Source organism: Peribacillus simplex, assembly GCF_001542915.1.
In the GTDB taxonomy this organism is placed as follows: domain Bacteria; phylum Bacillota; class Bacilli; order Bacillales; family DSM-1321; genus Peribacillus; species Peribacillus simplex_B.
In genome coordinates, this window is record NZ_LNNH01000046.1 from 103,550 (window position 1) to 125,802 (window position 22,253).

The 22,253-nt window shown below is 44.6% G+C and carries 20 protein-coding genes, 1 tRNA gene and 1 riboswitch; of the genes, 11 read left to right on the forward strand and 10 right to left on the reverse strand.

Annotated features, from left to right (window positions below; translation table 11 throughout):
• The first annotated feature begins 24 nt into the window (after positions 1–24).
• Positions 25–567 (forward strand): PadR family transcriptional regulator, encoded by a 543-nt coding sequence (locus AS888_RS20350; RefSeq protein WP_061143942.1) that lies wholly within the window; start codon positions 25–27, stop codon positions 565–567.
• Between the two features lie 55 nt (positions 568–622).
• Here AS888_RS20350 and AS888_RS20355 read toward each other — a convergent pair whose 3' ends face one another.
• Positions 623–1,726, reverse strand: coding sequence for a 5-methyltetrahydropteroyltriglutamate--homocysteine S-methyltransferase (locus tag AS888_RS20355; RefSeq protein WP_061143943.1), 1,104 nt, complete (start codon positions 1,724–1,726; stop codon positions 623–625).
• Positions 1,727–1,919: 193 nt separating this feature from the next.
• Positions 1,920–2,021: riboswitch (SAM riboswitch) on the reverse strand.
• Between the two features lie 184 nt (positions 2,022–2,205).
• Between AS888_RS20355 and AS888_RS20360 the strand changes: the two genes are divergently transcribed.
• The 6 genes from AS888_RS20360 (at position 2,206) to AS888_RS20385 (ending at position 8,708) form a co-directional block, all read left to right on the forward strand.
• Positions 2,206–2,643 (forward strand): hypothetical protein, encoded by a 438-nt coding sequence (locus AS888_RS20360; RefSeq protein WP_061143944.1) that lies wholly within the window; start codon positions 2,206–2,208, stop codon positions 2,641–2,643.
• Between the two features lie 130 nt (positions 2,644–2,773).
• Entirely contained in the window at positions 2,774–3,316 is a 543-nt protein-coding gene (locus AS888_RS20365) for a glycerol-3-phosphate responsive antiterminator (RefSeq protein ID WP_061143945.1), read from the forward strand.
• A 230-nt stretch (positions 3,317–3,546) separates the two neighbouring features.
• Positions 3,547–4,371, forward strand: a complete 825-nt coding sequence (locus tag AS888_RS20370) for an MIP/aquaporin family protein (RefSeq protein WP_061143988.1) — start codon at positions 3,547–3,549, stop codon at positions 4,369–4,371.
• Between the two features lie 20 nt (positions 4,372–4,391).
• Positions 4,392–5,882 (forward strand): glycerol kinase GlpK, encoded by a 1,491-nt coding sequence (gene glpK / locus AS888_RS20375; protein WP_061143946.1) that lies wholly within the window; start codon positions 4,392–4,394, stop codon positions 5,880–5,882.
• Positions 5,883–6,212: 330 nt separating this feature from the next.
• The gene (locus AS888_RS20380) at positions 6,213–7,847 is read left to right on the forward strand and encodes a glycerol-3-phosphate dehydrogenase/oxidase (RefSeq protein ID WP_061143947.1); all 1,635 of its coding nucleotides are present in this window, start codon (positions 6,213–6,215) and stop codon (positions 7,845–7,847) included.
• A 153-nt stretch (positions 7,848–8,000) separates the two neighbouring features.
• Positions 8,001–8,708, forward strand: a complete 708-nt coding sequence (locus tag AS888_RS20385) for an MBL fold metallo-hydrolase (protein ID WP_061143948.1) — start codon at positions 8,001–8,003, stop codon at positions 8,706–8,708.
• 120 nt (positions 8,709–8,828) lie between these two features.
• Here AS888_RS20385 and AS888_RS20390 read toward each other — a convergent pair whose 3' ends face one another.
• The 4 genes from AS888_RS20390 to AS888_RS20405 all read right to left on the reverse strand — a co-directional run bounded on the left by AS888_RS20390 (position 8,829) and on the right by AS888_RS20405 (position 14,337).
• Positions 8,829–10,049, reverse strand: a complete 1,221-nt coding sequence (locus AS888_RS20390; protein ID WP_061143949.1) for a PucR family transcriptional regulator — start codon at positions 10,047–10,049, stop codon at positions 8,829–8,831.
• A 132-nt stretch (positions 10,050–10,181) separates the two neighbouring features.
• On the reverse strand, positions 10,182–11,654 hold the full coding sequence (gene putP, locus AS888_RS20395; RefSeq protein WP_311316495.1) for a sodium/proline symporter PutP: 1,473 nt from the start codon (positions 11,652–11,654) through the stop codon (positions 10,182–10,184).
• A gap of 165 nt (positions 11,655–11,819) precedes the next feature.
• Positions 11,820–13,361: an L-glutamate gamma-semialdehyde dehydrogenase gene (gene pruA / locus AS888_RS20400; protein WP_061143950.1), complete on the reverse strand. Its 1,542-nt coding sequence runs from the start codon at positions 13,359–13,361 to the stop codon at positions 11,820–11,822.
• 58 nt (positions 13,362–13,419) lie between these two features.
• On the reverse strand, positions 13,420–14,337 hold the full coding sequence (locus AS888_RS20405; protein WP_061143951.1) for a proline dehydrogenase family protein: 918 nt from the start codon (positions 14,335–14,337) through the stop codon (positions 13,420–13,422).
• Positions 14,338–14,643: 306 nt separating this feature from the next.
• Here AS888_RS20405 and AS888_RS25985 point away from each other — a divergent pair, with 306 nt between their 5' ends.
• A complete protein-coding gene (locus AS888_RS25985) occupies positions 14,644–14,808 on the forward strand; it encodes a hypothetical protein (protein ID WP_155645570.1) in 165 nt (54 codons plus the stop codon).
• Between the two features lie 171 nt (positions 14,809–14,979).
• On the opposite strand, the gene AS888_RS20410 is transcribed toward AS888_RS25985, so the two are convergent.
• Positions 14,980–15,210, reverse strand: coding sequence for a helix-turn-helix domain-containing protein (locus AS888_RS20410; protein WP_061143952.1), 231 nt, complete (start codon positions 15,208–15,210; stop codon positions 14,980–14,982).
• A 287-nt stretch (positions 15,211–15,497) separates the two neighbouring features.
• On the opposite strand from AS888_RS20410, the gene AS888_RS20415 reads away from it, so the two are divergent.
• Positions 15,498–15,893, forward strand: coding sequence for a VOC family protein (locus AS888_RS20415; protein WP_061143953.1), 396 nt, complete (start codon positions 15,498–15,500; stop codon positions 15,891–15,893).
• A 200-nt stretch (positions 15,894–16,093) separates the two neighbouring features.
• A complete protein-coding gene (locus tag AS888_RS20420; protein ID WP_061143990.1) occupies positions 16,094–17,332 on the forward strand; it encodes an aminotransferase-like domain-containing protein in 1,239 nt (412 codons plus the stop codon).
• A gap of 533 nt (positions 17,333–17,865) precedes the next feature.
• Here AS888_RS20420 and AS888_RS20425 read toward each other — a convergent pair.
• From AS888_RS20425 to AS888_RS20435, 3 genes are all read right to left on the reverse strand, one after another.
• A tRNA-Ala gene (locus AS888_RS20425) sits at positions 17,866–17,938 on the reverse strand.
• Positions 17,939–18,331: 393 nt separating this feature from the next.
• The gene (locus AS888_RS20430) at positions 18,332–19,324 is read right to left on the reverse strand and encodes a Gfo/Idh/MocA family protein (RefSeq protein ID WP_061143954.1); all 993 of its coding nucleotides are present in this window, start codon (positions 19,322–19,324) and stop codon (positions 18,332–18,334) included.
• 527 nt (positions 19,325–19,851) lie between these two features.
• On the reverse strand, positions 19,852–20,559 hold the full coding sequence (locus AS888_RS20435) for an MgtC/SapB family protein (protein ID WP_061143955.1): 708 nt from the start codon (positions 20,557–20,559) through the stop codon (positions 19,852–19,854).
• 153 nt (positions 20,560–20,712) lie between these two features.
• Between AS888_RS20435 and AS888_RS20440 the strand changes: the two genes are divergently transcribed.
• Entirely contained in the window at positions 20,713–21,618 is a 906-nt protein-coding gene (locus AS888_RS20440) for a DMT family transporter (protein WP_061143956.1), read from the forward strand.
• A 32-nt stretch (positions 21,619–21,650) separates the two neighbouring features.
• Here the strand turns inward: AS888_RS20440 and AS888_RS20445 are convergent, their stop codons facing one another.
• Positions 21,651–21,836: a hypothetical protein gene (locus tag AS888_RS20445; RefSeq protein ID WP_061143957.1), complete on the reverse strand. Its 186-nt coding sequence runs from the start codon at positions 21,834–21,836 to the stop codon at positions 21,651–21,653.
• Positions 21,837–22,253: the final 417 nt, after the last annotated feature.

Genomic DNA, 22,253 nt, shown 5'->3' on the forward strand with positions numbered 1-22,253 from the left:
TGACGATTGAAGGGAGTTTTAACCGTGTCGATCCAAATTTATATCCTGGGTATTTTAGCTGAAGAAAAAAGCTATCCATATATGTTGAAAAAGCGATTATCCGAACCGATTCCAATTGATAAATTTACCGGAATTACCGAAAGTAAATTGTATTACCATTTTGACAAGCTGGCTGCCAATCGGTTTATCGAGCCGGTCGAAACGATAAAGGAAGAGAATCGACCAGATAAACATGTCTATCAAATTACGGAAAAGGGAAGGGGAGAATTGGTAAAACGGATTTATCAAACGTTCGAAAAAGCCTCCCAAATCACGGATATGTACATTGCTCTCACGAATATCAAGCATGTGGATAGCGAAAAAGTAATAGCGATCTTAGAGCGCAAAATGGAAGAGCATCGATTGGCATGGGAAACATATTTAAGTTTTGACCAGCCGGTTGATGAAGAATCTGATCAATATTTGGGATATAAATTCATTAAGGAGCATTCATACAGCCGGGCACAGCATACAGCCGAATGGCTCGAGGAGCTTGTTTCACGTATAAAAGAAAATGCCCCCCAATAGCAGAAGCACCGAAAAGGCCATTTCCCAATAAGGGGAATGGCCTTTTCGGGATGAATCATCCCCACACTTCTTTTGCTACATCAACGACGAATTTCAGCTTTTCCCATTGTTGTTCTTCCGTAAGCTTGTTGCCATGATGGGTGGAAGCGAATCCGCATTGAGGGCTTAAGCATAATTGCTCGAGCGGTACGAACTGAGCGGCTTCTTTAATGCGGGCCTTGATGGCTTCCTTGTCTTCGATTTCCCCATTTTTGGACGTGACGACTCCAAGTACGACCTTCGCCCCGCCAGTAGGGATGTGTTCCAATGGCTTGAAATCGCCAGAGCGATTATCGTCATATTCGAGGAAGAATCCATCCACTTTTTCTTTTGCCAATAATGTCGGGGCTATGCGGGCATAGCTGCCTTCGAATGCCCAGGTCGACTGGTAGTTTCCGCGGCATAGATGTGTCGTGATGATCAAATCGTCTGGTTTGCCTTCCAATGAGCCATTGATGACACGCAAAGCCAAATCGATTAATTGTTCGCGCGTATACTTTCCATCCTTGAACTGGAAATCAGGAGCTGAAAGTCTGGCAATGTATACATCATCCAGTTGAAGGTAACGCACACCTGCCTCATAAAAGGCTTTTAAAGCATCCTGGTACGTTTGGATGATATCATTTGCATAATCCTCCATATCAGGGTAGATGTCTTCATTATGAACCCCAACAGCAAATAATTGATTGGGGCTGGGAATCGTTTGTTTGGCGACGGCACGCCCGCCGACGATTTTGTTCAATTCGATAAAATCGTTAAGGAAGGGGTGCTTAGGGTTGAATGAAACCTTCCCGGTATTGCGAACGTTGTATCGCTCGGTTTCGACACCATCGAATGTGAGTCCTTTTTCAGTCACGTATCCCTCGATGCCATTTAAATGCTCAAGGAAGTCGAAGTGCCACCATGTGCGCCTGAACTCCCCGTCGGTCACGACCTCCAAGCCGACTTCGATTTGCTTATCGACGATCCGTTTAATTTCTTCGGTTTCAACCTCGCGGAGTCTCTCAGCAGAGAGGGCGCCTTCCTTAAATTGCTTTCTGGCCTGATGGATACGATCCGGTCTTAATAAACTTCCGACGTGATCCGCCCTGAATGGGGCCTTTGTTAAAGTGATTGACATGTTGCATTCCTTCTTTCCCTGTATAAAATAAAGGCACGTTTCGTAAGGATTGTTGTTTTTAATACGAGCGTTGAAAAGGCTATCAACAACACCGCATGACTTGGTGAATAGCAACAAAATAGGCGAAAACGGCCAAAATAAAAAACCTCTTCTTAAAGATAAGAAGAGGGGTAGGCAACAAGGTCATGTACTCTTCTTATCTTCAAGCTTTTACACTTCTGGAATTAGCACAGTACATCGAAAGTCTGTTGCTGAGGTATCAAAGGGCCAGTCCCTCCACCTCTCTTGATAAGAGTTGTCTATTAAATTACTTACGACTATACAGGGAGTTGTTCCAAAGGTCAAGGTCTGAAACCGAAACATTTAGAATATAGCGATTATTGGGAGGTCTGATGCAATGAACAGGAAATCCGACCTCACATATGCTATAACCGATGTTCCATATTGTGAGGTAATAGGTAGGAAGGGATGGGAGCAGGATGAGTGCATTCGATGCATCGACTATTTTTGGGAAGGGATTGCCGATCACGCTAACGGCAGCCATGCTGGAGAGAATGATAAAAACGCGATTATATGAGCATGATATTCATGTCGAGATTACGCCAGAGCATATGGTCCTTTGGGGAACGACCGAAGTGAAGAAAATGATGTTCAAGAAAAAGGTATCATTCCGAATGGCATTAAAGCCGGTCCATACGGAAAAAAGAACGATAACATTCGAATTGATCGAGTTGAAGCCAATAGATCGGGATTTCATAAATCAAAAGCTTTTTAACAGACCGCCCATATTTGAATATGATAACAGAAGGATCAAAATGAATATGAATGCCTGGAACATCGTCAGGAAAATCCCGATAGGCACGATCCGATCTTGTGAGCTGGTCGATGGCGGATTGAAAATGACCCTTTCCTTATGACGGGTACATACATTTTCGCGCGCGTCCATTTATCGGGGGTAGAAAAATGTGTTTGATAAATCAAGTTCTTTAAAATATACTAAGTTCCTGAAAGTTTGGATTTTTTCCGGAAGATAAGGGGGGGAAATGAATGGATCAGAAGATTTTGCCTGCCTCGGCAAGCATGAAAGATTTCGAAAGATTCCTGGATAGCCCGTATGAAATAGGGGTATTTCTTGATCTTCATATCTCTCAATTGAAAAATGTCAGTATGATGGCAAAGCAGCATAATAAGAAAATGATTTACCATGTCGATTTGATCCATGGCATCAGAAGTGATGAATACGCGGCGGAATTCATTTGTCAGGAATATAATCCCTTTGGGCTGATTTCCACCAAAACAAGCGTTATTCTGAAAGCGAAGCAAAAGGGTGTCATTGCCATCCAGCGAATTTTTTTAATAGATACACATGCGCTGGAGAAAAGCTACAAGCTGGTGCAGAAAACCAAGCCAGATTACATTGAGGTTTTGCCGGGGGCCATGCCCTGGATGATAAAAGAAGTGAAGGAGCGGTTACAAACACCGATTTTTGCAGGAGGTCTTATCCGGACTTCGGATGAAGTCTTGAACGCCCTAGAGGCAGGCGCATCGGCCATTACCACTTCCAAAACCGAGTTATGGGATATCATTTGAACCGTTCGGGCATGAAAGAAAAAAATGCAAAATACTAGATTGATTTTTCACAAAGTGTTTGACAGCGTTTTCACAACCTAGTATATTGTAAATTACAAGTTAATATATGTGACGGAGACTAGGAGATTCACAACAGAGCCATTCATGTTTTTTATGAGGATGGTTCTGCTGTGAATCTCCTTTTATTTGTTGTCAAAGATTTACAATTCATTAGGGGAGAGGTTTTATTCATGACACCATTTTGGGGAGAATTGGTAGGCACGATGATTTTGATAGTATTCGGTGCAGGTATCGGGGCAGGTTCAAGTTTGAAGGGTTCCTATGCTAAAGACGCGGGATGGATCGTTATTACGATTGCATGGGGACTGGCGGTTACGATGGGCATTTTTGCAGTCGGCTCGATAAGCGGTGCCCACTTGAATCCGGCCGTTACAATCGGATTCGCCATCATTGGAAAGTTTCCTTGGAGTGATGTGCCGGTTTATATCGCTGCTCAACTGATAGGAGCAATCCTGGGGGCAGCCCTCGTATTCTTTCATTATCTGCCACACTGGAAGGCTACTGAGGATCCAGGTGCGAAGCTTGGTGTGTTTGCCACGGCGCCTGCCATCCCTCATACATTTTCCAATCTATTAAGTGAAATGATCGGGACATTCATCCTCATCCTTGGCTTATTATTCATCGGGGCCAATAATTTCACGGAAGGTTTGAACCCATTCGCTGTCGGCCTATTGATCGTCGTGATCGGGATGTCCCTTGGGGGCACGACAGGATATGCGATCAATCCGGCCCGAGATCTGGGACCGCGCATCGCGCACTTTTTACTGCCGATACCGGGTAAAGGAAACTCGAATTGGGGCTACTCGTGGATTCCGGTCGTTGGACCGATCGTTGGAGGTTCACTTGGTGCCGTTTGTTATAAAGCCTTCTTTTTGGGGGATATAACAGTAGGGTTTTGGTCCGTTTTGGGAGTGAGCGTGATACTATTGGCACTAGCATATGTTTTTGGAAAAAAGCAGGCGCATGAATTGGAAAGCAGGAATATCGCTAGTTAATTTAAAGGAGGGCATTGACCATGGAAACATATATTTTATCTTTAGACCAAGGAACGACAAGTTCACGGGCGATCTTATTTAACCAAAAGGGCGAAATCGTCCATTCTTCGCAAAAGGAATTCACTCAGCACTTTCCTAAGCCGGGCTGGGTCGAGCATAATGCCAATGAAATTTGGGGATCGATTCTAGCGGTAATCGCCGGGGTGCTTTCGGAATCGGGTGTCAAGCCAGAGCAAGTTGCCGGCATCGGGATCACCAATCAGCGTGAAACGGCAGTCGTTTGGGATAAGGAGACAGGGGTCCCCGTTTATAATGCAATTGTCTGGCAGTCCAGGCAAACAAGCGAAATCTGCGATGAATTGAAGGAAAAGGGATTGAATGATCTATTCCGGGATAAGACGGGATTGCTGATCGATGCCTATTTTTCCGGTACCAAGGTGAAATGGATCCTCGATAATGTGGAAGGCGCACGGCAAAGGGCGGATGAAGGGAAGCTATTATTCGGCACCATCGATACTTGGCTGATTTGGAAGCTTTCAGGGGGCAAGGCTCACGTCACGGACTATTCCAATGCCTCCCGGACATTGATGTACAACATCCATGAACTGAAATGGGATGAAGAACTTCTGGAAATATTGACCGTTCCAAAATCGATGCTTCCGGAAGTTAGGCCTTCGTCCGAAGAGTACGCACGTACGATCGAGTATCATTTCTTCGGACAATCGATTCCGATTGCAGGCGCGGCCGGTGACCAGCAGGCAGCCCTATTTGGCCAAGCCTGCTTCAGTGAAGGAATGGCCAAAAACACGTATGGTACTGGCTGCTTCATGCTCATGAATACAGGTACCAAGGCTGTCAGTTCCGAACATGGACTATTGACGACGCTTGCTTGGGGATTGAACGGGAAGGTGGAGTATGCCCTGGAAGGCAGTATATTCGTAGCAGGCTCAGCCATCCAATGGCTGCGTGATGGACTGCGGATGCTGACTGATGCCAAGGACAGCGAGGCCTATGCAAAACGAGTCGAAAGCACGGACGGCGTATATGTAGTGCCGGCATTTGTAGGGCTCGGGACTCCATATTGGGACAGCGAGGTTCGGGGAGCCGTTTTCGGATTGACACGCGGTACCTCAAAGGAACATTTCATCCGGGCCACGCTTGAATCATTGGCCTATCAAGCGAAAGATGTCCTTGACGCCATGGAGGCCGATTCCGGCATCGAGCTTCAGACATTGAGAGTGGATGGAGGGGCCGTCAAAAATGACTTCTTAATGCAATTCCAAAGTGATTTACTGCAAGTGCCTGTCGAAAGACCGACGATAAACGAAACGACCGCACTAGGCGCTGCCTATCTAGCCGGACTTGCCGTTGGCTATTGGAAGGATCAAGAAGAAATCTCCCGGCAATGGGCGATAGATAAAACCTTCAAACCAGCGATGGAACAGCAAGCAAGCGAAGAATTATATGGAGGCTGGAAAAAAGCCGTACATGCAGCGATGGCCTTTAAATAAAAAAAACAAGGCAATTCCTTTCTAAAATCGAATGGAGTATGGTATACTGAAATCAAGTTAATAACTCGGCCGGAGAACAGGAGAGACCATGAATGCGTTATCGTGCAGACGATAATGTGCATTTATGGTCTCTTTTTTGTATTCCTTTCCAGATTATGGATAGTAAGGGCCATAACCAAGATAAACGAACCAATTAACAATAAAAGCAAAAGCTCACGAGTGCAGCGCCAATTCGCGAGTAACGAACGCAAATTAACGAGTAATGGCACAAACTGACGTGTAAACGTCTAAATATACTAGTAAAACAAGCTGATGAAGGGGGAGTTAGGGATGAAGTTTTCGAATAAATATCGGGAAGAAACAATCGGACTGCTGAAAAAAGATAAATATGATGTTTTGGTGATTGGTGGGGGAATTACCGGCGCAGGCATTGCCTTGGATGCGACGACTCGTGGAATGAAGGTGGCATTGGTGGAGATGCAGGATTTTGCTGCAGGTACTTCGAGCCGTTCGACGAAGCTTGTCCATGGGGGGCTGCGGTATTTGAAGCAATTTGAAATAAAAATGGTGGCTGAGGTCGGGAAAGAGCGGGAGATCGTTTATGAAAATGGGCCGCATGTGACCACGCCGGAATGGATGCTGCTGCCGATGCACAAAGGGGGCACTTTTGGGAAGTTCAGTACCTCCATTGGGCTGCGCGTCTATGATTTCCTGGCAGGCGTTAAAAAAGCCGAACGCCGGAAGATGCTTTCAATAGATGAAACGCTCGCCCGGGAGCCGCTTGTGAAGAAAGAGGGACTGAAGGGCGGAGGCTATTATGTGGAATATCGCACAGATGATGCCCGGCTAACGATCGAAGTCATGAAGGCAGCCGTCGATAAAGGGGCGACACCGATTAATTATACGCGAGTGGATAAGTTGTTATATGAAAACGGAAAGGTATCTGGGGTCCAGGTTGCCGATTTACTATCTGGGGGCGCGTATGAAATTCATGCAGACAAAATCATCAATGCAGCAGGACCTTGGGTGGATTCAATCCGCGAAAAGGACCAATCGAAGCAGGGAAAAACGCTGAAGCTTTCAAAGGGTGTTCATGTGGTCATCGACCAAGCGAAATTCCCCTTGAAGCAGGCGATTTACTTTGATACGCCCGATGGACGGATGATCTTTGCCATCCCAAGAGCAGGTAAGGCTTATGTGGGCACAACGGATACGTTTTATGATGGCAATCCGGCCGTTCCGAAGGTTACATCGGCAGATCGAACTTACTTATTGAAGGCGATTGATTATATGTTCCCGCAGGTGAAGATTTCCGAGGATGATATCGAATCGAGCTGGGCCGGAGTAAGACCATTGATTCTGGAGGAAGGGAAGGACCCTTCCGAAATATCCCGGAAAGATGAAATTTGGGAGTCCGATTCGGGACTGATCACGATAGCGGGCGGGAAATTGACCGGCTATCGCAAAATGGCGAAAACGACGGTCGACCTTGTGGCAGGGAAGTCCAATAAGTCGTACCCCGCGAGCAAGACGAAGGGCATGCCGATTTCCGGAGGCGATGTCGGGGGATCGAGAAAATTTTCAAGCTATATTAAGCAACATAGGCAAGCGGGAGTGGACTCTGGGCTATCTGTCAAGGATTCCGAGGATCTATTGGCCATGTATGGGTCAAACGCACCTCTGTTATTCGATATCGCCAAAAGCGATCGTGACGAAGCAACAAGTCTGCCGCAGAAATTGTATGTACAGTTGAGATATGCCCTGGATCATGAAATGGCGGCAACACCGGTCGACTTCTTTTTCCGCAGGACGGGGACCCTTTTATTCGATATCGATTTAGTCCAAACCCATAAAAGTGCCGTGATTGACTATATGGCTGGATATTTTAGCTGGTCCGAGTCGACGAAAGAGGAAAGAACAAAACAACTGGAACAGGAAATACTCGGTGCCATTAGAGTATCGTAACTTATCATGGAAAACAGGGCGCCAGCGATATTGCTGGTGCCTTGTTTTTCGGGGCGGATGCCGACATCAGCCTAACTAAGAATGGAATATTTTTGATACACTCAACGTATTAGTTAATTGTCAATTGGTTTTGCGGGAGGCGTTCGTCATAAGATGAAAATGACCAAGGTAGGTACCGTATATCAACTATCCTTCATGCCGCGTGTTTTTCCTGTGAATTGTTATTTTGTAGAAGAAGAGGATAGCCTAACTTTAATTGATGCTGCCTTACCTTACAGCACAAAAAAGATAGTGAAGGCAGCGCAGACGATTGGAAAACCGATCAAACGAATCATCATCACTCACGCGCATGAGGATCATGTCGGTGCACTGGACGGGCTAAAAGCGTTGCTTCCCGATATGCACGTGAGCATTTCGATCAGGGAAGCAGCTTTACTTGCTGGAGATTCCGCACGCCTGGAAAATGAAGATTCCCCAATCCGCGGGGGAATTCCAAAAAATATACAAACCGAGCCTGACTCCTTCCTAAAAGAGGGGGACCGGATTGGTTCTTTGGAAGTTATTCTTTCTCCCGGGCATACACCTGGCTCGATTTCGCTGATCGACACGCGGAATCATAGCTTGATTGCCGGCGATGCCCTGCAAACGAGAGGGGGAACGGCGGTGAATGGTGTGATCAAGCCATTATTTCCTTTCCCATCCCTTGCCACCTGGGATAAGCGGATTGCTCTTGAAAGTGCTAAGAAATTACTAAGCTATAAACCGCGTTTGCTTGCTGTAGGCCATGGGAAGATGCTGGAACAGCCCGGAGCTTCGATGAACAGGGCAATCGTTGAAGCGGAGTCGAAGCTTCAGTCATGAAAAGTCGAGTGTAAATGAGCTCACATAATGCCATTGAAGCGTGCACCCGGCGCGAAGCATGAAAAAAACCCTTGTGCCGCAAGGGTTCTGGAGTATGGAACATGGCAAGGGGATGCCCATTCATTTTTTCTGCTTCATGAGCTGTAGGTCGATGTAGTACTGTATTCGCGAATGCATGTCGTCAAAATCGATGGATGTAAGCTCGGCTATTTGATTCAATCTATATTTCAAGGTGTTCGTATGAATGTATAGCTGCTCAGCTGTCGGCTTGATCCGGCAATTGTTCAGCAAATATACCTCCAGCGTCTGGAGGAGCTTCGTCTGGCTTTCTTGGTCCTTCTTTTCAAGAATCTGTAAATCTTTGTTGGCATAATTCGTTTTTGTGTGATGATTGGAGATCATTTCGAGATAACGGAAAATACCTAGTTTGCTGTATTCAAAGGGAAGCTGTTCAGGCTGCCCGATGAATTTGGCGGCGTTAATCACTTCCAATGCTTCGAGATAGGATTTCCGCAATTGAAGGATCGATGAATACTCATTTCCGATTCCAGGGAAGATCCTATGGTCATGAAACTGGGAGAGCACCGTATTCGTGAAATCATGGGCGCTATCAGCCAGCATGCCTTTCCCTTTCCCATTGCTGCCAATGATGACGACGACCTTCATCTGGTTTGTGAATACATGGGAAAAATGATTCAAGGCATTGGCAAATAAGCTGACTGTATCCGTCAATTCATCAAGAAGCTCCGCATCGGATTGGGCGATGGTGAAGACGTTCACGACAAAAGTTTCCGGTATGAGGATGCCCATGTTGGCCGCTTCCCATTTTATTTGATTTTCAGTTTGATAGACTTCGTCAATGATCTTTTGATAGAACTCGTTCTTTTCTTCGTCTTTTTTCATGTTCAATTGTTTTTTTTGATGGAGGAGCTTGCCGATATGATGGGACACCTCATGTAAAAAGTCCAAATCGGCATCCTGCATCCTTTCCGTTTCCTGGACCCAAATGAACCCGAATACCTGTCCTTTATGGACAGCGCTTACAACGACCCTTTGATTTAAGCCGATTTCCTCGATTTGCTTTACCCGGAATGGATGCTGCACCGTTTTAAGCTGCTCGACAATGCCCTCATCCATGAATTTCTCCAAGATCGGGATCGGCCAATGCTTCGTGAAGATCGTTTGCCGGTTGGCTTGGTCGAAGTGCTCGATATAATACGAACTATATGCCAGCAATAAAAATTGTTCATTTTCAATGACGACAGGTTTTTTTAAGTATGTGCTGACCATATCGGTTATATCGTTGATGTTTGTGAGAGTAAGGATTTTTTCTAATGACATATATGGCCCCCAGTTTTTTGAAGTGGATTACACCTTAATAATACTGATAAACGAAAGATGTGTATAGGGGCAAGCGCAAAGAAGGACCGAGTCCATGAAAAAGTCATCATGGACTCGGTCCTTACAGGAGATTTATTTTTCTTCCAATGCTCTTTCGAATTGTTCGAATTGCTGTTCGACTTCTTTAGATGGCTTAGCTGTAAGCAGACTGACGACGATGATGGCAATCAAGCTTGCGGCAAAACCGGGAATCATTTCATAAAGCGTATCGGACAGGCCTGCCATCGACCAGAAAATCACAGTCGCGGCACCAACGACCATCCCAGCTAAAGCACCCCATTTCGTCATGCGCTTCCAGCAGAGACTTAGCAGCACAAGCGGACCGAATGAAGATCCGAAACCAGCCCATGCATAACCGACAAGTCCAAGAATCGTGTCATTTTTCTCCCAAGAGAGAATGAGCGCGATGATGGATATGATCAAAACGGAAAGCCTTCCTAGTAAGACAAGCTCTTTATCGGAAGCGGAGCGACGGAAGAAGGTTTTGTATATATCCTCCGTCAAAGAGCTGGCAGTAACCAAAAGCTGCGAAGAAATCGTGCTCATGACGGCAGCCAGGATCGCTGAGATCAAGAAGCCAGTAATGAATGGATGGAAAAGAATTTCCCCTAACTCTATGAATATCGTTTCGGGATCAGCTAATTTGAGACCGTTCTGGGAATAATACGTTATTCCGATGAATCCCGTCAGCATCGCACCTATTGTGGAAAAAATCATCCAGCTCATGCCGATGGTACGGGCTTTCTTTATTTCCTTGACGGAACTGATCGCCATAAAGCGGACAATGATATGGGGCTGTCCGAAATAACCCAGTCCCCATGCGAATAATGAGATGATCCCCAAAAGACTCGTTCCGGTAAAAATATTTAAAAGGGCAGGATCAATGGAACGCGGTGTTTCTATGACAGGGCCGAAGCCGCCAACATGGAAAAGGGTAACGATCGGTACAAGAACAAGGGCGACGACCATGATGATCCCTTGAACAAAGTCTGTCCAGCTTACCGCCAGGAATCCGCCGAATAACGTATAAGCCACGACAACGCCTGTTAAGATCCATAGCCCAGCATGGTAATCAAGGCCAAATGTACTTTGGAATAAAACGCCGCCGGATACCATTCCGGAAGAAACGTAAAACGTAAAGAATATCAGGATGACCAATGCCGAGATGAGCCTTAGGATCCGTGAGCCTTCGCCAAAACGATTTTCCAGGAAAGCGGGAATCGTAATGGAATTATTGGCGACTTCCGTATACGTTCTCAATCTAGGTGCCACGTATAACCAGTTGGCATAAGCACCAAGCGTCAGGCCGATTACGATCCATATCGAGCTGAGCCCTGTTGCGAACATGGCGCCCGGCATCCCCATCAGGAGCCAGCCGCTCATATCGGCAGCACCGGCGCTTAATGCAGTGACGGCAGGACCAAGACCCCGGTCTCCCAGCATGTAGTCATTCAGATTGGACGTTCTTTTGTAGGCGAAATATCCGATTAACAGCATGCCCGCCATATAAATGCTAATGGAAAGTAATAATGAAATATCGATCATAGGAAGACTCCCTTCAGGATGAAATAGTTAATTTTTTGTTTAAAAAGAGGAAGCAACCTAATTGTCACTTCCTCCAATTTACATCGTTTTGTATTGTATCATATAGTTGAAGATACATCAGCAAAACGAGGGCATTTCCTTTTCAATAGCTTTTTGAAACAGTTATCAGAACGTTTCGGATGTTGTTTTGGCTTGCATATGAAGCTGCAAGTAGTCCGGTCCGCCTGCTTTAGAATCGGTTCCAGACATATTGAACCCGCCGAATGGCTGGTAGCCGACGATTGCGCCTGTACAGCCACGGTTGAAATACAGGTTCCCTACATGGAATTCTTCGCGTGCTTTTTCCATGTTCAGACGATTTGTCGTAATGACGGCACCAGTTAAACCGTATTCCGTGTTATTGGCAATCTCAAGCGCTTCGTCAAAGTCTTTCGCTTTGGCAAACGCCACGACTGGTCCGAAGATTTCCTCTTGCATCAGCCTTGCTTGCGGATCGACATCTGCCACGATCGTCGGCTGAACGAAGTAGCCTTTTGAGCTATCTCCTTCTCCGCCGGCAAGAATGCGTCCTTCTTCTTTACCGATTTCAACATAGCTCATGATTTTGTCAAAGGCTGCCTGATCGATGACCGGGCCCATGAAATGATTCTCGGTAGGATTCCCGACAGTCAGCTGCTTGGTTAACTCGACAGCGCGATCCAAAACCTGGTCATAGACATCTTCCACGATGACGGCACGGGAGCATGCAGAGCATTTTTGACCGGCGAAGCCAAATGCCGATTTGACGATCGATTGAGCGGCCAATTCAAGATCCGCCTCTTTGTCGACGACAATTGTATCTTTTCCGCCCATTTCAGCAATGACGCGCTTCAGCCAAATTTGGCCTTCATTCAATTCCGAAGCACGTTTATAAATGCGCAGACCTACATCCCGTGAACCAGTGAAGGAAATGAAACGTGTTTTTGGGTGATCCACTAGATAGTCCCCGACTTCGGCTCCGCTTCCTGGGACGAAATTCAATACACCTGTTGGAAGGCCGGCTTCATGCATCACTTCAACGAATTTCGCGGCGACGATAGGAGTGGTCGAAGCTGGTTTCAAAAGAATGGTGTTTCCAGTGACGATAGCTGCAACAGCGGTACCTGCCATGATCGCAAATGGGAAGTTCCAAGGAGAAATGATGATGCCGACCCCGAGTGGGATGTAATCATAACGGTTATATTCTCCCGGACGGCTTTGAACAGGCACGCCATCTTTGAGTGTCAGCATTTGGCGCGCATAGAATTCAAGGAAATCGATCGCTTCAGCCGTATCTGCATCCGCTTCATTCCAAGGTTTACCTGCTTCTTTTGTCAATAATGCCGAGAATTCATGCTTGCGTCTGCGAATGATGGCAGCGGCTTTGAATAAAACGTCAGCACGGATTTCCGGCTTCACTTTTTTCCAGCTTTCAAAAGCGGTGACGGCTTCCTGCATCGCCTTTTCAGCAAGGTCTTTGTTCGCTTTTGATACGCGGCCGATGACTTCCTCTTTATCCGCAGGATTATAGGAAACGATTTTCTCGTCAGTCGTCACTTTTTCGGCACCGATGTATAGGGGATAGTCTTGGCCTAGGTAGCCTTCTACTGTATGAAGGGCTGCCTCATATGCTTTTTTATTTTCCTCGTTTGTAAAATCGACAAATGGTTCGTGTTTATATGAAATCATTGATGATCACACCTTTTCATGGATTTTTTGAAGCGTTTCAAATGTTTCGCTGTATCGGTTAGCTTCTGACCATCCCTTTGAAAGCGAAGGAAATGTTCGATGGCCGCTCAGCAAGCCTTCTCATGAAATACCCATACCAGTCGAGGCCATATGGAACATAGACACGCATCTTGTAACCTTGCTTGACCAGTTCGTGCTGGGTTTTGTTTCTCATGCCGTAAAGCATTTGAAATTCAAATTGTGTATTTGGGATATTGTGCCTTTTCGCCAGCTCTTTTGTATATTCGATGATTTTGTCATCATGTGAAGCGATGGCTGTGTAATTGCCGTTAAGCAGACTTTGCTTAATCAGCTTTTTATAGTTTTCATCCACATCTGCCTTTTCGGGAAATGCCACTTCGGGAGATTCCTTGTAGGCACCCTTAACGAGACGAAGAAATGGCTTATATTGACCAAGGTCATCCAAATCTTTCTCTGTGCGGAATAAATATGCTTGGAGTACAGTACTTATGCAGTTGTATTTTTCTTTGAACTGCCTAAAAATATCGATGGTTGCCTGACAGCGAACCTCATCTTCCATATCAATCGTGACCATGACACCATGCTTTTCAGCTGTATCGAGAATTTTCGTCATGTTTTCGATGACCAGTGCATGATCGATATCCAGACCTAGGGAAGTCATCTTCAAGGAAACTTGTGAATCGAGCTTTTCCCTGCTGATCATCTCAATGGTTTCGATGCATTCAGCCGTCCGCTCCTGAGTCACTTCCTTTGAATCAACGAACTCCCCAAGATGGTCGACGGTCACCGATAAGCCACTATCGTTAAGCTGTTTAATGAATTTAATCGAGCTTTGGAAATCCGTGCCCCCAATGATCTTACCGGCGGCGAAGCTTCCTCCGCGTTTCTTGGCAATGTTATTTAGCATGTTATTTTTAGATAAAAACAAGAAAAAGTCCCTTGTAATGGCTTCCATATAAAGCGCACCCCCTAAGAAGATGTATTCATGCATTAAGCTTACGGTTTTTCGACAATATTCACAATGTTCGAAAAAACCAATAATTCTGTCTCGTATTTGTCGGTTTTGGACAAAAGAAAGGGTTTTCATTTTATGAAGCTGTTTATTTTCATGTAAAGTGAAACGCTTGCGGGAGGTGATAGAAGTGGCAACTCGACCATATTCAGCCAATACGGTATAATGAACCATATTTAATAAGAATGGGTATCTATAATTGGTGAAGAGGTAAAATAAGTCATACCGGATAGCGGGGGAGGATAAGGAATGGCTGCTGTTTTTGAAGAACTTAGAGAAACGACCGGATTGATCATAGGGTTAATATTGGCTTTGATATTGATGGGTCTGATCGGCTACGCCCTCACGAATTTACGTGAAACCATCGTGACACCTATGGTCCAATTCATTAAGAGAATGTTCAGCCGGAAATAGCTGCGGCAGATACATAAGCACTTGTCCCTGACCGACAATGGAAACCTGCTTGAAGATGTGCTGCGATGTTAATGGGATGAAAGAGCAAAAAAACCCTAGAATGGATTTCAGGGTTTTTTCCGTTATGGAGTATAGCTGGATTGGCCTGCAGAGCCTGCGTTTTCTTCATCCTTAAATATCAAAATAATCATCCGACTTTGCATGGGGATCCAGACTCCGAATGGCCTTCATCATTTTCTTTAATACTCCGGCTGAAGGCACGTACTTCGGATCGCTGCAAATTCTGCTTATCGTATTCCGTGATATGCCAGAAGCACTTACAAACTCCTCTTGTGAATATCCATGCTTATCGATTAATTTGCCTACCTTACTACGATGCTTTCCTTTCCCGAATCGGAACATTTTGATAACCTCCTAGATTTTATTTACTAGCAGTCTCGTCTACCTTTCGCAAAAATATACGCATAGTTTCGCAAAGATTTGGTATACCGGTGACCTGGCCACGGAAGAGGCGGAAGAAATATACAACCATAAACGGCAGGGCATCAGCGATGAACCGTTAACTGACTTGCTCCAAAGCTATGGGCGTATATATAAAAGATTACATTTATCTGATAATTGAATTTATTAACATATCTATTATAATGATAAATAAGACATATTATTTTTTTTGAAAGTAGGAGGGAAACATGGGAAGGTTAGTTCATTTCGAAATTCATGTGAATGATATGGATCGTGCAAAGAAGTTTTATGGAGAGGTATTCGGATGGTCCTTTCAGGATTGGAGTGACTATGCAGGAATGCCCTACTTTGGAGCCGTAACGGGCGATGAAAACGAGCCTGGGGTCAATGGAGCCCTGATGCAGCGTCAAACGGCTCCACCGGAAACGAATCAAGCGTTAAATGCATTTGCATGTACAATGGGTGTGGAAAATTATGATGCAACGGAAGCGAAGATCATTGCGGGTGGCGGCCAAGTGTCGATGCCTAAATATGCCCTTCCTGGAATGGCATGGCAAGGATACTATACGGATACCGAAGGCAATATATTCGGAATCCATCAACCCGATTTGAATGCAAAATAGATCCGATAATGGGTGATAGGTGACAGGAAGCGGTTCGTAAAAGGTGAAGGAAGGCGGATGAACTGCCTTCCTTTATTTTTGCAATATGAAAAAGGCGTTGCTGTCTCCATAAGCGGAGATGATGTAAAACGGATGGTTATCCGCAAAGTATTGAAGAACGTAGTAATCTATTCGAATTGACGGAAGGTTGTGTGGCCGAAGTGAAGGTTGGAACTTATTTTTCGGAAAATAGTAAAGCGGCATTTAAGAATGATCCCCCTGGTGCCTGGATGCCGAATTTGCCGGATGGTTGCATTCGCTTGAGTTCAGGTTATCCGGATCCAGCCTTGATTCCTGCCGAGGAGATTAAAGCAGCGGTAGCCAGACTTCTCGATGAAGAGCACGATTTGCCGCTTCATTATCTCGGAAGCCCGAGAGTAACGAGATTAAAACAGCAAATCCAGAAAAGGCTGGCAGAGCGTGGAGTTTTCGTTTCGGAGGAACAGCTTTTGATTACTTCAGGTGCTTGTCAGGCAATCGATCTGATTGCCCGCATTCTCCTCGATGATCAAGCGGTCGTAGCTGTAGAATCTCCCACCTATATGGAGGCTTTGGAGATTTTTCAAAACTATACGAAGCAGATCATAAGTATCCCTATAGATGGGCAAGGAATCCGAACGGACCGATTGAAGGAAATGTTGGTTGAAAGGAAACGTAACGGCCTGGCTCTCCCGCGGTTTCTATATACCATCCCAACCTATCAAAATCCGACCGGGACGACGACGAGCACTGAGCGCCGGAAACATTTATTGGAACTATCCAGCGAGTTCGATTTCCTCATACTCGAGGATGATGCTTACGGGGAGTTATCCTTCGATAAAAATCCTCCGCCCATAAAATCCTTTGATGAATGCGGCCGCGTCCTCCACGTTGGTTCATTATCCAAGGTGGTGGCGCCTGGAATGAGGATTGGGTGGATAGCAGGAGATAGTGAGTTCATCAAGGCATCAGAGTGGTTTAAAAAAGATTTAGATCATCCATTTTCACAAAGTACAATGGCTGTTTACCTGGAAAATACGAATTTCGAGAAACGGCTGCACCTTCTAAAGGATGTATATCGTGCCAAATGTGCCGTGTTACTCCGTGCGATGGAACAATTTCTTCCTGACCCCGTTTCCTGGTATGTGCCAGCTGGCGGTTATTTTGTATGGGTGAGGATTCCCGGCGTTGATACGTCTGAATTATTACCACAGGCTCTGGCTGAGGGGGTTTCATATGTTCCGGGTAAATACTTCTTCTTGAATCAAAGTGATGGAACCGAGTTTCTGCGGCTCTCCTTCAGTTATGCCAATGAGAAAGAAATAATCGATGGAATACAAAGACTGGGAAGGGTTATCGCACCTTTTCTTAACGGACTGCCAGATCCAGAAGTAAATGATACGAATGCGCCTACTCCTTAAACAGGGTAGGTTTTTTGTTCATGGAGGTAACATTCGAAGAAATACCGGGGAAAAGCTGCCTTCGTTTGAACACTTTGAAAGAAGAGATGACCAGCTTTCGGTTCCTGAAGCTTCAAAGTATATCATTATAACAAGGTGGTGTTGAAAAAATGAAGGTAAACTAGGACATGTTGAAGATTAGATATACGTCCCGAGTTGTACAAGAGGTTCAAAGAAGGTTGAATATTTCGGAGAGGGAAGCAGAGGATCGCCTATACTAAATTAATGGATAGGACCCGGAATTCGTCATGCATGATCCAGCTAGAGTCTGGGTAGATAAACTTTTTAAAGTTGAATTTGCTCAATCGATAAAAAGGGATTGCGATTATGGAAAATGAGAGAAAGAGGTAACGCCAATTGACTCCAGTCGTCTTTCTACTTGAATATTCTAAGAGTCACTGGCATCGCTTCACGTTCCCGCCGCGACTTTTTCCGGGTACTCAGTGGTATATAAATAGGAAAAAACCCTTGAAATATCAAGGGTTTTTTAAGTATGGAGCATAGCGGGATCGAACCGCTGACCTCTACGCTGCCAGCGTAGCGCTCTCCCAGCTGAGCTAATGCCCCGGGTTAAGGTACAATAATTATTTTAGCGGATTTTCAGGAAAAGTCAATATAAGAATGAAAGTTTTTTTTAAAAAATGTTTGAGGGCAGGTAAACGGTTCAAATGGAATACGTTGAAATGAATAGAGTCGATGCCAACGTTGGCGCGTTACTTATCCTTATATTGATAGAAACAAGGTAAGGAGGCTTTATTATGAAAAATATGGCGGCAGGTCGGTCTTGTTTACCAATTAACTTCTCGTTTAGGAAATGCACGTCTACGTGAGACCCTGCAGGCGCAAGCGCCAGGAAGGCTCACGTACCGCGCCTAAAGCTAAAACGTATGATATGTAACTTCTCAATTTAGAATATTCCTCTAGGTCTTGTATATATCTAAGGAAATGGCTGTAGAATGCTTAGATTAACTCAGACAAAATACGGTCGCAAAGAGACATTGTATGAACGTTGTCAGTTCCATTGGAAGTGGGTTTTCTTTTATTTTTGCAACAGTCTATAAAATGAATCATTTCTCCAACGAAGCCACGTAAATAAAGATCCCTGTAAGTTCCAGACATAGGGGATGCAGATGGAGTAAATACAGTGTCAGCCTCTTCAAGAGACTTCCATGGCAAATCACTGAATGTTTGTGATTTATGGATAGTAAGTGAATTCACTTCATCTGCAAAAGCAAATCCATTATCGAATGTAACAAGGATATTTTCACTTTCGCGAGACCAAGCGGTCATTCCAGTAAAGTAAAGGCTGCCGACAACACCATTTTCAAACTTTAGTGAGATGGTTTGAGAAATGAACTCATTATCACTATTCTTAAAACCTGATACGTATATAGCTTCTCCGAATAGGTGGCGTACTAAATCAACGATATGTATGGCAGCAAACTTAATGAACTGGTCATCATCTTTGCAAAATGGGGTGCTGTCTGCTGCAAACCTTGCTTGAAACGAACGGGCATTTCCAAGACTGCCATTTTCGATGATCTCTTTTAACTTAGTATAACAAGGAGCAAAACGTTTCATAAACCCTACCATTACCGTCACGCCAGCTTCATCAGCAGCATCTGCAATTTCGGCAGCTTCGTCAGCACTCATTCCTAGAGGTTTATCCACAAATACATTCTTTCCAGCCTTGATACAATCCATCACAAGAGAAGGTTGATCTTCTGGCTGAGCGACTACAACAACCCCGTCGCACTCTTCGGATTGCAGCATTTTTTTATAGTCTTCATAGGGTGTCCCTTCGCTTCCGAAACGCTGAAGGGCAGCTTTAGAGCGCTCAATATTCCTTGTGGCGACAGCCTGTATGGCTGCACCTGCTTCGATAGCGGAAGGATAAATATTAGTAGATGCATGAAATCCAGCACCAATAAAACAGAGATTCGCTTTTTTCACTTTCATCGCTCCTTACCTAAAGAGATTTTTGATTATAACTGCGATGCAATTGCAATTGTATCATAATGTTAGCCCTTTCACGGCGGTTTATGAGGATTATGCAGGTGCAGGTCTTTTCGGATCCTGGTTAACTCAAGGAATACTGCAGGGGGCTTATCCACAATCAAAGAAAAGCAAAGCACCTGGCCATATTGCTTAAACAAGAACGAAGGAAAAGGCCTATTTGAGCCGATAGTGGAAATCACAGCAAATCAGGGTGCGGAGTAAATAGGAAGAGTACGATAGCGGCTAATAAAAAAGGAGTGAATCTTCCATGATGGCTAACGGGGGGATCACCACAAAGTGAACTGCACCCCAATTTTTTTGAGAGACTAACAAATGTGGTGCAGTTTTTCTTGATTTTAAAGGCCGTTTCCCGAAATTGAAACACCATTTTCATAGGTATAAAGCTGAACGGTGTTGTTACCTGGATATAAAAAAGGGGTCGAAATCTGTTGGTTTCGACTCCCTTTCTTTATTACTATACATTACGCATTTTCGATCTCTACCCGCGCTATTTCCTTAAGGGTGGAGACGGTATAATATACATCCGAGGTCCTGACTTTATTGTCGACCAAAACCTTGAGCGTCAAAAGATGGTGTCCTTCTGCAACATCCTTGATTCTCAGGTTTTTTATGAATATCTTTTCGTCTTTGATTTTTTTCAGGACGACGGCAATGTCTTCTTTATTTTGCACCACTAGCTGCAGGAAGATTTCCTTTTGCCGTAATTTCATCGGTCCGAGCCAAGTGACGATGGCGGGAACCAATTCAACGCTGATGATCAATAGGATGACACCGGCAATCGCTTCAAGAAAGAATCCGGCTCCAACGGCAATCCCGATACCGGCCGCTCCCCAAATGATGGCTGCAGTCGTTAACCCGGATATGCTGTTATTGTCACGGCGAAGAATGACGCCTGCCCCGATGAAACCGACGCCGGATACAATCTGTGCGGCGAGCCGCAAAGGGTCCATCGTAATGTTTACGTGGTCACTCCCCGGAAACTTATAAGCGGATTCCATGGAAACGATCGTCAGTAAACAGCTGACGATGGAAATGACCAGGCTTGTTTTTAAGCCAACAGGCTTCCGTTTCATTTCTCGCTCAAGCCCGATAATGAGTCCAAGGAGAGCTGAAATCCCCAATTTGATAAGGATTTGCAGTTCTGATTGAGGATCGAATGTCCATTCCATGTAGTTTCACCACTTCCGAACTATTATCGAAGAATAAGATATTGTTCCACCTGTTTCCATATACCCTTTTTTCAAAAAAGCTTACTCCCATGATTTTAACATAGTAGAATAGAGTTCATCGAGAGGTAATCCAAATTGAAAGGAGGAACGTGTATGCAAATGCCAAAGATCAATCCTTATGCAGCGTTGGCGATCGGGGTGGCATCTGTTTCGTTTTCTGCCATCCTGGTGAAATTAGCGACTGCTCCATCGGGTGTTATAGCATTTTACCGTTTATTATTTACCGTTCTGTTCATGCTGCCTGTTTTCTTGATGAAATATCGCCATGAGCTGGCATTCATTGAGAAAAAGGACTGGTTGTATTCGGTTGCGTCAGGAGTGTTCCTGGCATTTCATTTTATTTTATGGTTTGAATCACTCAATTACACGTCGGTCGCGAGCTCAACGGTGCTTGTCACCCTCCAGCCCTTATTCGCTTTTGTGGGGGCATACTTCTTTTTTAAAGAAAGATTTTCAATGAAGGCGATAATGAGCGGCATCATTGCGATAGCCGGCAGTCTCATCATCAGCTGGGGTGATTTGAGAATAAGCGGCATGGCGCTTTGGGGTGACATTCTTTCGCTTATCGCCTGTGCGCTTGTAACGGGTTATTTACTATTTGGACAAAATGTTAGAAAACGCATATCTTCTATAACATATACATTTGTCGTCTATGCTATCAGTGCGGTCACATTGTTCCTATATGTGATTTTCAAGGGGGAGCCGCTGGCGCCATATCCGGCTGCCGATTGGATGTATTTCATTCTGCTTGCCATATTCCCTACATTATTGGGACATTCATTATTCAATTGGTCATTAAAATGGTTGAGCACTTCCACCATTTCGATGGGGATTTTACTTGAGCCGGTTGGAGCTACGATTCTGGCTTACTTCATATTGGATGAACCGATACTTTGGACGCAGGTTATCGGGGGTACCGTCATATTGGCCGGTTTGATGATATTCTTAAGGGATGAAAGGAAAAGCAAAGTGCTCAAAGAATCACCGGTCTCCGTATAAAAGCAGTAAGTCGAACCGACTTACTGCTTTATTTAATAAGGGTGGAACAAATAGGTGATCCTGGTAAAAATCAAAGCGAAAGTGAAACTGAATAAAAACGTCGTACCATTCACCTTGCCTTTTTCTCTGCTGAACCGAATGGCTTCATAAAAGGCTGTACTGAATAAGTAAAGAGCCATACTGTAGGAAATGAGTAATCCGATTAATGTTAGATCCATTGCTTCACCTCACGGGAAAAAGATATCTTTATATGTCTATTTGCGTTTGCTTGTAAATATGCTTCGATTCGTGTGGTATGAGGATTGAGGCTTGGCATTAAAAGGCAAAAAGAATGGCAGGAACAAGAAAAAAACATTTTTGAAAAAAGTTATAAAAACGTATTGCAAACCTTTTTTGTACATGGTATATTATTTCTTGTCGCTAAGACAGCAACACAAACGGCTAACAAGCTATTGAAAAAAAGTTCAAAAAGTTGTTGACGAAACGTGACACAATATGTTACATTATAGAGGTCGCTTCTGAAAGAAACGACAACAAATTGCTCTTTGAAAACTGAACAAAACAAAGCGCCAACGTTAAATTTTAAGTGAGCACACACTATCAAAAAAGCAAATGAGCAAGTCAAACATTTCTTC